The following is a 14,066-nucleotide window of genomic DNA, read 5'->3' as shown; positions in this document are numbered from 1 at the left end:
AAATGGCTATGAAGACTTTAAGAAGATTTATCAAGAGCCTTATGTTAACTGCGCTTGTTTCGGCTAATCTAGTAGGGCAAAATAAACCTAATACTGAGGTGAAACCTACTCAAAACATCAATCTGATCAGCCCCCCGGGTGTTTATAATAACGGACACTATATCAATTATATCCGTAGCTATGATGTTTTAAAACCGGGCTTGACAGAGAGTTCGATTCTGTCCAGCGGACAATCACCTAGCAATGTGTTGATGACTACTCAATTTATGGATGGACTTGGAAGACACATTCAAACAGTTAATCGAAAAGCCTCTCCAGATGGTCTGTCTGATGTGGTACAAGCCATAACCTACGATCAATTTGGAAGAATTATGCAAACTTATCTGCCTTACAAGGCAGTTGGAAATGACGGAATCTTTAGAATTGATCCGTTTGCTGAACAGGATAGTTTTTACGATGCTCATTTCAATGGAGATGAAGATGTCTACTATGAATTGACCGAATTTGAGAATTCACCATTAAATAGGGTGACAAAACAATTTGCCGCAGGAAATAGCTGGGCGGCTGGTAATAGTGAGGGCATACGTTATGAATGGAGAACTAATATAACTACAGACGGTGTGCGCATTTGGACAGTCATCGGTTCAAATAATCCTTCTACTTTGGCAGAATATAATGCGGGGAGCCTTATGGTAAATATCACCATTGACGAAGAGAATAACCATGTCAAGGAGTTCACGGATAAGTTAGGCCGTGTGATTTTGAAGCAAGTCCAAAAAGGAACAAGTACTAATAATGGTCACTCCGATTGGTTGAATACTTACTATATCTATGACAATAGAGGTAACCTCAGGTATGTCCTTCCCCCAAGAGCAGTAGAACTCATTTCAGGTAGCTGGTCTTGGAATGCCACTGATATGAATGAACTTATATTCAAGTACACTTACGATGGTCGTAACCGAATGATCTCCAAAGAAGTACCAGGTGGTGGCCTTGTAGAAATGGTCTATGACAATCTAGACAGACTTGTAGCCAGTAGAGATGCAGAAATGGAAGCAAATGATAATTGGAGTTTCACCAAGTATGATCCGCTAGGAAGACCAGTAATTACAGGTCTTTACGCTAATAGCAGCTCTAGGACTAGTATTCAATCAACCGTTGATAATTGGAATAATGACCCTTTTGTACGGAAAGAGGCACCTGTTACAACAGGCGCTGTAGAAGGAATAAATATTACAGTGAGTAGTCATGTTTCTGGTACAACTTTATATAAAGTTAAAACAGGCGGGGTGATCAACTTCCTCCCCGGGTTTGATAGCGGAACTGAAGAATTCGAAACCGAATTTGCACAATCTCTTAGTCACGAGTACACGCATTATCAAGGGTATTACGATGCTACTTTTCCGGTTATGGATAGTAATGTAGAAGTGCTGTCAGTAAGTTACTTCGATGACTATGATTTTACAAGTCAGACTTATGATGACAGTAAGGAAATAGAGTTTTACACTACAAGTGCACAGCAGACACTCTATAATTTTGTAGACCCAGAAGATAATGTAGATGTTACAGGTATGGCCACAGGGAGCAAAGTGAAAGTACTAGGCACCACTGATCAGTGGCTAACAACGGTTATGTTTTATGATGATAGAGGAAGGGTAATCCAGAGTCAATCCGATAATCATGTAAATGGTCTAGACATCAGCACTACACAGTATGATTTTAGCGGTAAGGTGCTTAATACTTATACCGTACACAACAACCCTAATGCCAGTGCCAATAGTCAGACCAGCATAGCCAAGCGCTTTACTTATGATGCTTCAGGAACTGGTAGACTGCTCTCCATTCAGGAAAAACTCAATGGGGGAAGCTATAAAACCATTGTAACGAATACCTACAATGATTTAGGCCAACTTGAAAGCAAGACGCTAGGTAATCCATCCTCACCATTAGAAACCTTGAACTACGCTTACAATGTCAGGGGTTGGTTAGAAGGAATCAACGAAGACTATGTTACCAATGGTACCGGAGGCCATTACTTTGGGATGGACCTGAGCTATGACTTTGGTTTCGATGTTAATCAGCTAAACGGAAACATTGCTGGAGTAAAGTGGCGCTCGGCATCAAGCGGTGATCAGCGAGCCTATGGTTTTGATTATGATGCTTCTAACAGGTTAACCAAAGCAGACTATAGCCAAGGTATTAGTTGGATAAATACAGAAAGCGACTTTAGTACCAACTATAGTTACGATGCCAATGGTAATATCACGAGCCTATTGAGAAAAGGAGTAGTAGCAGGAACTATCAAGATCATTGACCAACTTACTTACGAGTATCTCAATGGCAATAAAAGCAACCAACTCGCTTTCGTCTCAGATGCAGCAGGCGCTCTAGGCGAACAAGGAGACCTAGGGCAAGGTGATTTTGTAGATGGAAATACCTCGGGTAATGACTACACTTATGATGCTAATGGCAACATGACCCAAGACAAGAATAAGGATATACTAGGTAATGGTGACATAACCTATAATCATTTAAACTTACCAGAGCGCATAGAATTCAGTAATAACTCAGGTAAGACAATTGAATATGTGTATGATGCAGCCGGTATTAAATTACGAAAGAAAGTAAGTAACAGCGGTGTAATCAGTACAACGGATTATGTCGGGGGATTTATTTATGAAAATAATCAGTTGCAGCATTTTGCACATGAAGAAGGTAGAGTAAGGAAGAATTATCAAGGTAATTTGGTATACGACTATTTTGTGAAAGACCACTTAGGCAATACCCGCATGACTTTGACTGAAGACCAAGATGTTACTATATACAGAGCTACAATGGAGACCGATACAAAGCCCGATGGAATTAACCTTCAAGCTTTTGAGGAATCAATCTTCTTGAATCTGTCTAATACTAGAGAAGATAATAATTCAACTGAGAATACTACTGCAATTGAAGGAATAACCAATGACGAAACTGTGCGTCTCAATGCTTCCCAAACAAATCGCAAAATTGGTCCAGGAAAGCTTCTTTCGGTGTCGGCCGGAGATCAAATTGACATTGTAGTACAATCTTATCATGCTGGAAGTTACACCGGTGACTATGAGAATTCAGCTACTGTAATAGCGGCAGCTGCTGCAAGTATTTTTGGTGGTGCCAGCGGAGGTGGTACGGAACAACAGGCTATTTACGATTTGTTCACAGGGTTCAACTCAGCCACAGCTGCGGTCTATGTAGGAAGTGATGGGGCCGCATCTCGGCCAAGAGCATACCTAAATGTATTAATACTGAACCAAGATTTTGATTACGTAGACGGAGGTTTTGTTCAAACAGATCAAGTTAGTGGCTTTAAGGAGCTCAGTATTTCCAAAAGCATCAATCAGGGAGGTTATGTATATGTTTATCTGAGTAATGAGAATGATCCAAGCCTAAATTATAATGTCTACTTTGATGATCTTGATATTACCCACACCAAAGGCGCCATTTTACAAGAAGATCATTACTATCCCTTTGGGATGAATATTAATGCACTCTCTAGTACGGCACCACTCAGTAAGCCTAATCAGTTTAAGTATAATGCGGGTACTGAATTAACAGAAGCATTTGACTTTGACATCTATGAAACCCCTTTTAGAGGTTATGATGCTCAATTAGGTAGGTTTATGCAAGTTGATGCAATGGCAGATGTTTTGTCGAGTATTACACCGTACAATTTTGGATACAATAACCCAATCATATTTAATGACCCTACTGGGTTAATCGGTGAAGATTGTCCTGACGGAAATTGTGGAAGTGTAACTGTTTATGCAACTGAAAGAGCTAGAAAGAAGGCAGAGAGAAAAGCACGCAAAGCTGCAAGAAGAAGTAATTCATCTGAAGGATCATCGACAAATGGTTTAAGTCTATCACAAATGTCAATCTTGAGAGATTTAAGAGATAGTAATAATCCAATTGAACGAGGAATCTATGCTCAGTACAAAAAGAATGGAATTGAGGGCGTTAGAAATGTTCTAAGTCATTCTAAAACTCTTAGTTCTTCAACGGATGGGTATGAAGATGCTATTGCACATAGTCAAAAATATATGTCTCAAATAGGGCAGGTTGTCCAAAGAGGAGTTTCTGGTACAATTCTGGTAGCTGCTGCTGCACCTATGTTGATTGAAGCTCTGCCAGCATTAATGGAAGGTACAATAGCATCTAGTTCAACTATAGCTAATGGGGCAAGGACGGCTTATCAAGCTACAAATTCTACACTTTTACGGAAAAGTGCTGAACTCGTAGTAAGGAATAAAAGTTGGCTGAATAAGGGTAATTGGTGGAGATTAGGGAAAGGGTGGAATCCAACTATTGGTGCAAGAAATATAAGGCTTGCATGGGGTTCTCATCCTAAATATATTAGTAGAGTTCCAAAGTTATTACGCCCATTGAATAAGTGGCTTAGGAAATTAGGTGGTGGACATAAACATTTCCCTAAATGGAAGTAGTATAAAATAGTGACCAATGTTAAAACTTCAAAGATTAAGAGATGTAGAGTTTTTTTCGCCGTTAATATCTTTTTTGGAAGAAAAACTATTCCCAAAAATTGAAAATGAAGATTTTTTTTTCAAGGATTCAGGTGATGTTTTTACTATTAGTATCACACCCCAAGGTGCGAATTATGTCCCTATCACTTTTGTTTTTTGGATAGATGAACTACGATTGACGGTATTAATTGATAACAAAGAGATATTTGACGATTTTTTAAATAGTGATGAAGCTGTGAAAAATGAAATGTTGTTCTTGAATACTCTTCTTTCAAATAAAGTAGTGAAGACAATATTTAGCAGAAAGGAAAAGGAGAAAAAAAGGAGTTATGAATATTCACTTTTTGATAAAGGGAGTAATTCCGTTGTTAATGATGAATCAATATCGGGGCTTATTTTGCCTTGGGTCAGCTTGAAAGAAGCAAAGCATATTTATGATCCATGGATTAGTAGTAATGAGTAGTACCCCCAATTATCTAGTAATGTATCAAAGTATCTGATTTACTTTTTTCGAGCGCTAAGTAATTGATAATCAATAAATAGTTAGAAAGTCCGATATGCCAATAAAGTGTATCGGACTTTTCTTTTTGATATAATGATGTCTTAGAAGGGCATAAATCTCGTTTTTACAAACCTCATGTATCAAAGTATCTGATGAATTGTAAATACTGTTCCAAACCTTGCCATAGAAGTGGTAAACAAAGCAATGGCACGCAGAAATACCGCTGTAAAAGCTGCTTAAAATATCAGCAAGCCACTTATCGTAATCAAGCCTATCATTCCTATATCAACGATCAGATTGTTTCAATGGTCAAAGAAGGTGTGGGCATCCGTGGTATTGGCCGACTGCTGTCAATTTCAAAAAACACAGTACTAGTAAGAATCAAACTGATAGCGAAATCAGTAAAAAAGCCAAGAATACTATGCACGGATAGTATCTATGAAATTGATGAGATGTGGACATTTGTTGGTTCGAAGAAGAATCAACAATGGATTACCTATATCTATGATCGAACGAGTAAGTGGGTGGTTGACTTTAAAGTTGGTCGAAGAAGCGGGGAATTTCTGAGTCCGATGATTTCAGGAGTTTTAATATACAAACCGAAGTTTATTGCCACAGATGGCCTAATGGTTTATAAAAGCATTATTCCAAGTAACCTTCATGTGAGAGACGCTTTTCAAACATTAAGAATTGAGAGGAACAACCTCAACCTGAGAACTCATTTAAAGAGACTCTCCAGAAAAACGATTAACTACTCAAAAAGTGTGGTTATGCTAATCGCCGTGCTTAAACTGTATTTTTGGACATAGCGCCTTACTGAGACGAATAAGGTAGAAGTATAGTCGGTTTTTAACTATGAACTATCTCAAGGAACTGATTTTATTTAGAATAGACTAGTAAGCATATTTTTCATTTTGGTATAAAAGTGTTTTAATAGTGCTCACACAAGTTAAACGATGAAAATTGGAAAATATTTAAAATTATATTATTCATTTATGTAATTATTTATCGATATATTTAATTTTTATTCAGTTCTTAAATCAATGAAAAACATTTGGTCTGTACTTATTTTAGTGATGCTCATTTCACCTTTGGTCGGACAAGAAGAGGCAAATGACCAGACCATAGAAATAAGCACTAAATCACTCGATAAGGCTAACCAGAAATTTCAAAAAGAGCTTAATAGAGTAAAACGAAAGCTGAATAAGAGATTGTCAAACCTCTATCCAGACCTTCCTTCTTCTGATATAGACTCACTACTTTCCCTAGAGCTGGAATCCAAAAAAGCCGAACTCAAAACCCAAGCCAAAGATTCCGTAACGAATTATCTAACGTTACTCAAAAACGACTTACTAACCGATTTAAAAGAAACACCACAAAATCTACCAATCGCTACTGATATTCAAGAGAGCATTGGTTTAATTGATGAGCTCAAACAAAAGCAGGGCTTACTTCAGAATAAAGAGGAACTGGTAGAAATGTTAGATGTTTCGGAGTTGAAACGTCTTAATGGGAGTGTTGCCAAGCTAAAGGAATCATTTGAAAATTATAAATCAAACTTTGAAAATTGGGAAGACAAATTATTAGAGCAAGTTACCAGTTTGCCTCAAGCTCAATTATTAAAAAAAGAAATAGATAAGGTTAAGGCCTATGAAGCCTTACCAGAAGGATATAGATCCAATTTGGATAAGTTTCAAACCAATGATTTTGTCAAGGAAAAACTCCAAAAGAAAGCTGATGAGCTCAAAAAAGTAGGAGAAACTACCCTTCAAGACAAGTTTGACGAAGCGCAACAAAAAGTCAACGAGGCGAAAGAGAAGTTTCCTAGCCTGGAAAGTGTTAATGAAGCACCAAAAAGGTATAATCCTTACAAAGGAATGTCTTTTACGGAAAGAGTAATAATTGGCGGTAACCTTCAGGTAAATCGCCAACAACCAGCCTCTGTGGATTTAGCTTTGAACCTGACTTATCCTTTAGGGCTAAAATCGGCCATAGGCCTTTCAGGAACCACACGGATCTTCGTGGAAAAACCAAAAGGAGTACAAACCAAGGATAAAGCTACGGGTCTAAGAAGTTTCGCGCGATATGAGTTTTGGAAGTCATTTTTCGTCCAAGGAAATTTTGAATACACCCAGCTAAGGCCAACAGATGTAAACGAAACCGATTTGGGTGAGGATTGGGTCCAAAGTGCCTTAATCGGTTTAGGCCGAAAATTGACCTTGAAGAAAAATATACAAATGAATTTCACCCTCTTTTACGACCTGCTTTTTGACGAAGATAAAAGCCCTAGTAATCAAGCTTGGGTTTTTAGGCTTGGATTTGATTTGGATCGGCAAAAGAAATAATTGAAGAACAAAGAGTTTATCGAACATTTATACCCCTGAACCAATGAGAATACTAATGCAAGTCTTAGAGTCTCACTATTTCCGTTTAATAAACTTATAAAAACCATTTTTTAGTCCTATAGCATAGGACTCTAATTAAACGATGGTTTCTATAAAGCTTAAACAAAACAACTTTTTTAACAACCAAAACACATGCACATGAAACCTAAGCTATTATTGACTTATCTTATACTATTTTCTTGTTATTCGGTTTATTCTCAAGACTTAGACAGAGGTATAGTTCAAATTTTTGGAACAAATGAAGGAGCGGCTCAGGTAACTTCATCAAGTTGGAAAATTATATCCAGAACTATTTATACGGATATGGAAGATCTGTTTACAACTCCAATACCGTCTGGATATACTCGGGAGTATTATATTGGATTCAGAAAGGCTGACAACATGCCAGGCTGTGGTAGCCCTAGTTTTAGGTTTTGGTTCACATGGAAAAACTTGCCAGGACATGAGTTTATGGTTAGTAGAGATTGGGGGTCTCCAAATGAGGGTACTTTCAAATGGGCCAAAATTCCAACTAATAGGCAGCAGGCCACCGCACAAGGTTTTACACATCCAGATTACTGGAGGATAGAAGGTAAACTACCGAGTGAATGTGGTACTGAAATGCGATTATTAGGCATTTATGTAAAGGCTGTCGATAAGGTCAATGGAGCCATAGCCTCAGTTTCTCTTAATGCTGATGCCTCAGCTTCAAATTCAACATTTCTAATCGGTGGAATAGCCAATCCTCTTTATCTAAATGATGGTAATGGATTTGTTGGGATCGGTACCTCAAACCCAGATTTTTTATTAGATGTCAACGGCATAAGTCGTTTCACACAAAAGATGATCGTGAATGACGAAATAGAAGCCAAAAAAGTAAAAGTCACTGCTACTCCTGGAAGTGTACCCGACTATGTGTTCAAGGCAGATTACAAACTCAGAAGTTTACCAGAATTAGAGAGCTACATCAAAACCAATTCTCATTTGCCCAATATCTCAAGCGCCAAAGAAGTAGAGTCTAAAGGGCAAGATGTAGGGGAGATGCAACTCAGATTGCTCGAGAAAATCGAGGAATTAACGCTTTATGTTATCGATCTACAAAAACAGACTACTGAGTTAAAAAAGACTATTGAAAAACAGAGTCAAGAAATAAAAATGCTTAAAGGGAAATAATCTAGTTATTGGCTGACCATTGCCAAAAGAGTAAGCAGTTTCAACACACAAAGTCAAATCAATATGAAAACAAGAATAGTTATAGTTATCCTTCTGACTTCTCTTATGAAAGTCGCTTTATCTCAGACCTATGTACCAAATACAGGGGGAGCATTTTTGGGAGGTGTTACGATCAGTCATACACTTTATGACAAATATGAGGGTACCAATACGGACATAACAAGTTTAATATCGGGAAGTGCTTTTGGATCAATTATCAAAGGTAGAACCTCAAGTCATTTTGTCGTAGGACTTCGAGATAATGATCTAGCAGATGCTTTCGCTATTATAAGTGGCAATGGTAATTACACTACGGATAACACTTATGATAGACTAGTTTTTAAAGCATTAGCAAATGGAGACGTAGAAATACCTGATGGACGTCTAAGGTTAATGCATTCTTCTAGCATTGCGGGGTCCACTAATTTAACTAACTCTTGGCTTCAATTTGGATTCGGAACAACTGGCTTGGGTTTAGACCCAAATGAAATTGCTTTTTCAGGGGCTGATGGGTGGATAGGAACGACAAGTAATCACGATTTGGTTTTTAGAGCAGGAGGAAACACTGAAAAGATGCGGCTTGCGAAAACTGGCGACTTAGGTATTGGCTATAGTCCAGATGGAACTGGAAGGTTGATTCTTAAACAAACAACAGATAGTGAAAATGGAGGAATAAGAGTTATTCAATCTGGTGATGGTAACCAATCTGGTAGAATATATATGGATGGTTCTGATAATCTTGTGATACGCCGTGCTTCAATGAATGGCATACGCTTCAAAAATGGCGGTGGATTGGATATTAATGAAGAAGTGTTAATCCAAAATAAAGTTGTAGTTGGTTCTGCTAGTCCATCCCCAATTGCAATTTCATACAGTACCAATAATGGACAATTTATTGATTTGGGTAATACCGGTAGTCCAGATATTGGAATCATACGAACCTATGTAATCAACGGTTTGCAAGCCGAGTTTAATCTCGGTGGTATTAAAACTGGTGGTGAAAACATATTAGGAGGAAATACCATAGTTCAAGGAGATATAGAATCCAAAAAAGTAAAAGTCACTGCTACCCCTGGAAGTGTACCAGATTATGTTTTCAAACCTGACTACAAGCTTAGAAGCTTATCGGAATTAGAGAACTACATTAGAGCAAATAGTCATTTGCCCAATATCCCAAGCGCAAAAGAAGTCGAGTCCAATGGGCAAGATGTGGGAGAGATGCAGCTTAAACTACTCGAGAAAATCGAAGAATTAACGCTATATATTATTCAGCAAGAAAAACGCATAAAGTTGCTTGAGTCAGGCGGTAAGGGTTAGAATTGTCTTACCAAACGGTCTCTATTTTTAGCGTCTCGCAGAGATTATTTACTAAACCTATAAAGACTAGGTTTTTGTCTCGAGGAGTATTGGTTAAAAGTGATATGCTGCTTTAAGTTTTTAATAAAATAATTTTTCAACTAATAAACTAAACACACAATGAGCAAAAGAATATTGATTACAGTCAGTCTAATGGCAGTTTTTACATACTCCAATGCGCAGCAAGACGAAACAGTTAATGGTAATCTAACAGTTAGTGGTAGTGCTAGTGCAAATGTATTTATTGAGAATGGACTTCAGACCTTTTCTCACAGGCGTCACGAAATAAACCTTGAAGGTCTTAATAGCAGTAATTTTTATCCAGTATCCATTCAAGGAGACGTATATGGAAAGAAACATTTTTTTAATATTGAAATGACATCTCAGAGTGGCAGTTCGTCATATAATATGCACTCTATCACTGCAGTTGTTAGAGGTGGTGGCTGGACGGATTTATCTAAGGAGTACGAAGTCTATAATAATTTATTTCATGCCAGTGAACGTTCGATACTTGGTATATACAGAGGTACAAAATCATTTAATCAGATTGTTGTCTATTTGAGGGGAGGGAAAAAATATTATGTATCGACAAACTCAAAGCACGTTGATCTTTATACTTCGTCTTATACAACCAATGGAGGTGCTAACGCCAGTATCTTTGCCATAAAAAATGAATCTGGTTCAGATGTGTCCGGTACTTCTGAGAATATTGACCTGTTATGGAATGGGATAAATACTCCCAATCAATCAAAGACAATCTACGGTAGTCTGATTACAACGGGTAGCAACAACCAATTTGGAGGAAATACCATAGTGAATGGTAGTACCACAATTAATGGAACCTCCTACATCAATGGCACTTTGAGATTAAATGATAACCTCTCTTCAAGCAGCTCTCGAATACAGTTTTATGACGAGAACGGGACAACTTTCGACATCGGCTCTGGTATATGGTCAAATGGGTATTTTACTTTAAGGAATGTCGATTTAAATACTGAGCTTCTCTCGGTCAATGGCAATGGCAATATGGCTGTTCAAGGAGACATAGAATCCAAAAAAGTCAAGGTCACTGCGACACCTGGTACAGTTCCTGATTATGTATTTAAGTCTGATTACAAACTGAGAAGCTTACCAGAATTAGAGAGCTATATCAAAACCAATTCTCATTTACCCAATATTCCAAGTGCCAAAGAAGTAGAAACCAAAGGCCAAGATGTAGGAGAGATGCAGCTGAAACTACTAGAAAAAATCGAAGAATTAACGCTCTACGTGATAGATCAACAAAAACAGACAGCGGAGTTGAAAAGGACGATAAAAGAACAAGCTCAAGCAATTCAAAAACTTAAAGGGATATAACGCTGTATATGGTCAATAAAGCCATAGCAGAAATCAGTTTTTAACTATTAAAACTAAAACCACATGAGAAAAAGAATATTCATAACAGTCTGTTTAATGGCTGTTTTTATATCTATTAAGGCTCAAATAGAAGAACAGATTATTCCAGGAAATAGAACCGTTAACGGACTTGAAAAGAACATCTTGTTCAGGGCAACATTGAGATATCAAGTTAATCAAACGGCTAATCCTGGTGCTTCTATTGCGCTTGACCGTGCTTTTGATGGTAAGATGAACCCTTCATATTCGGGGTCTGCACCCACTATTACTAATCCAACAGTGATTGAAATAACTGGTTTTCCGATAGAACACAAACAACGTGGAGCATGGGTGGGGTGGACAACAAGAGGTTTTCCTCCTGTCAAATTTAAAATAGAAGCTTTGAATAAGGTAAATAATGTCTGGCAGGTACTTGCGGATGTAGAAAATTATAATCAGTACTCTTACATGGTAGAGCTACCAAGTAGAGATGCTGATAATGAGTTTCTTAAAACTAAATCGTTAAGATTTACATTTTATGAAACTAATGGATCAAGCGGTAGACTGGGGATTTCAGAATTGTTTTTCATTCACCCAGAAGTGGCAGCTGCATATGATGGTTTGCTGCTTCAATACGATGTTAATGGGGATGTTGGTATACCAGATGGTGACTTGGTTGTCAATGGTAATATTGAGTCCAAAAAAGTAAAAGTTACAGCTACCCCCGGAACAGTACCGGATTATGTATTTAAGTCTGATTACAAACTGAGAAGCCTATCAGAGTTAGAGAGCTATATCAAAACCAATTCTCATTTACCCAATATTCCAAGTGCAAAAGAAGTAGAAACCAAAGGTCAAAATGTGGGAGAGATGCAGCTGAAACTACTTGAGAAAATAGAAGAGCTGACGCTTTATTTGATTGAGCTTGAGAAGAAAGTGAACCTACAAAAACAAGAAATCGATAAACCCAAACTTACAAGAAAAGATAGGTAATATGATAATGAAAAAAAGCTACAAGGTGTTATTTAGTAGTTACCAGATCGATCCAATAATGGTTCGACCTTTTTTTTATTATTTGAACGTTCGGTTTGTTCTACCATTAAACAGAAAGTAGATTGAGGTTTATTTAATTCGCTTTAAATTCGGTTTTCAACAGACTAACCAAAACGATGAAAAAACTGAGTTACTTTTTAGGAATAACTTTATTCCTGTTTACTTCTTGCCAACCTCAAGAAAAGTCAGTCAACGACATGACAGAAGAGGAAGTGGTCGATTATGCCAGAGGTATTCACGATCGGGTGATTACGCTTGATACCCATGATGACATTAATACCAACAACTTCACCGAAGACAATAACTACACTAAAAAACTGCCCACTCAGGTAAATCTGCCCAATATGATAGAGGGTGGTTTAGATGTAGCTTGGTTTATAGTCTATACTGGTCAGCGTGAATTGACTGATGAGGGCTTTAATAATGCTTATGCTAATGCAGATGATAAGTTTAAAGCTATCCATAGACTTGCCGAAGAAATTGCTCCAGATAAAATCGAAATTGCGTTAACATCTGATGATGTTAGGCGTATAGCTGCTACAGGCAAGAAGGTCGCTATGATAGGCATTGAAAATGGTTACCCTGTGGGAATGGACATTTCAAGAGTCAAAGAATTTCATGATAGGGGAGCCAGGTATATGTCATTAGCCCATAATGGTCACAGTCAGTTAAGCGATTCCAATACTGGCGAAAGAGACAGTGTTTGGTTGCACAATGGCTTAAGTGACTTAGGTCGCGAGGTAATTAAAGAAATGAATAAATGGGGAATCATGATTGATCTTTCCCACCCTTCGAAAGTAGCCAATATGCAAATGATGGAAATGTCAAAAGCGCCAGTAATTGCGTCTCATTCGTCAGCCAGAGCATTGAATAAAAGTGTTAGCAGAAATCTTGATGATGAACAGTTGATGATGCTTAAAGAAAATGGTGGAGTGGTTCAAACAGTTGCCTTTAAAAGTTATTTGAACACAGAAAAACACAATGCCAATCGTACCAAGTCCAGTGAAGTGATCGCTCAAATTGCCAAAGAAGAAGGTTTTGAAATAAAGCCAGCTGCTCTGTATAGGGCAATGAGCAGAAATGAAAGAACTGCCTATTTTGACAGTTATGAGGCTTTTCAAGAAAAGCACAAGGATCGAATTGATTCATTGATTAACAGTGTAGCACCACCGGTAGATGTCGCTGATTACGTTGATCATATTGATTATTTAGTGAAAAAGATTGGAATAGAGCATGTGGGTATAAGTTCAGATTTCGATGGTGGCGGTGGAGTAGAAGGTTGGAATGATGCATCAGAAACTTTTAATGTTACCCTCGAGCTGGTTAAGCGAGGTTATTCTGAAAAAGAAATTGGTATGATATGGAGTGGTAATTTACTTCGAGTGTTAGACGAAGTTCAAGCTGTTGCTAAAGAAATACAGGCTGCCGATTGAAATAAAACGAATTGAAAGAAGAGGGAAGTTTTGCTTCCCTTTTTTTATGCCTAAAGTTTGATTGTTAAAGGTTTGTGACCGTTATTTGTAATCAGTCTAAATAAAAACAAGGATTGATGAATATTATTGAGGAGCTGCTTTTTGACCAACCGAATCCTTGCCTAAAAGAGGATTCACCGATCAGTTCTATGATCGTTCAAGAAGGATGTTGTTTCAAAAAATGCTGTAAGAA

9 protein-coding genes are annotated in these 14,066 nt (G+C 37.7%); all 9 read left to right on the top strand.

Annotation, left to right across the window (positions count from 1 at the left end; translation table 11 throughout):
• Positions 1-8: 8 nt before the first annotated feature.
• Positions 9-4,481 (top strand): DUF6443 domain-containing protein, encoded by a 4,473-nt coding sequence (locus JXQ92_RS05205; protein ID WP_421985533.1) that lies wholly within the window; start codon positions 9-11, stop codon positions 4,479-4,481.
• Positions 4,482-4,497: 16 nt separating this feature from the next.
• The gene (locus JXQ92_RS05200) at positions 4,498-4,983 is read left to right on the top strand and encodes a hypothetical protein (protein WP_421985532.1); all 486 of its coding nucleotides are present in this window, start codon (positions 4,498-4,500) and stop codon (positions 4,981-4,983) included.
• A 191-nt stretch (positions 4,984-5,174) separates the two neighbouring features.
• Positions 5,175-5,831, top strand: a complete 657-nt coding sequence (locus JXQ92_RS05195; protein WP_421985531.1) for an IS1 family transposase — start codon at positions 5,175-5,177, stop codon at positions 5,829-5,831.
• A gap of 234 nt (positions 5,832-6,065) precedes the next feature.
• Complete coding sequence (locus tag JXQ92_RS05190) at positions 6,066-7,367, top strand: hypothetical protein (protein WP_421985530.1); 1,302 nt, start codon at positions 6,066-6,068, stop codon at positions 7,365-7,367.
• Between the two features lie 198 nt (positions 7,368-7,565).
• Positions 7,566-8,579, top strand: coding sequence for a hypothetical protein (locus JXQ92_RS05185; RefSeq protein WP_421985529.1), 1,014 nt, complete (start codon positions 7,566-7,568; stop codon positions 8,577-8,579).
• 63 nt (positions 8,580-8,642) lie between these two features.
• Positions 8,643-9,935: a hypothetical protein gene (locus tag JXQ92_RS05180; protein ID WP_421985528.1), complete on the top strand. Its 1,293-nt coding sequence runs from the start codon at positions 8,643-8,645 to the stop codon at positions 9,933-9,935.
• 159 nt (positions 9,936-10,094) lie between these two features.
• On the top strand, positions 10,095-11,330 hold the full coding sequence (locus JXQ92_RS05175) for a hypothetical protein (RefSeq protein ID WP_421985527.1): 1,236 nt from the start codon (positions 10,095-10,097) through the stop codon (positions 11,328-11,330).
• 63 nt (positions 11,331-11,393) lie between these two features.
• The gene (locus tag JXQ92_RS05170; RefSeq protein WP_421985526.1) at positions 11,394-12,341 is read left to right on the top strand and encodes a hypothetical protein; all 948 of its coding nucleotides are present in this window, start codon (positions 11,394-11,396) and stop codon (positions 12,339-12,341) included.
• A gap of 176 nt (positions 12,342-12,517) precedes the next feature.
• On the top strand, positions 12,518-13,834 hold the full coding sequence (locus JXQ92_RS05165) for a dipeptidase (protein ID WP_421985525.1): 1,317 nt from the start codon (positions 12,518-12,520) through the stop codon (positions 13,832-13,834).
• Positions 13,835-14,066: the final 232 nt, after the last annotated feature.

Origin of the sequence: Roseivirga sp., assembly GCF_049099775.1 — a bacterium.
Lineage (GTDB): Bacteria > Bacteroidota > Bacteroidia > Cytophagales > Cyclobacteriaceae > Roseivirga.
The sequence above is the reverse complement of the archived record's forward strand: the minus strand, read 5'-3'. Positions and strand labels throughout refer to the sequence as shown.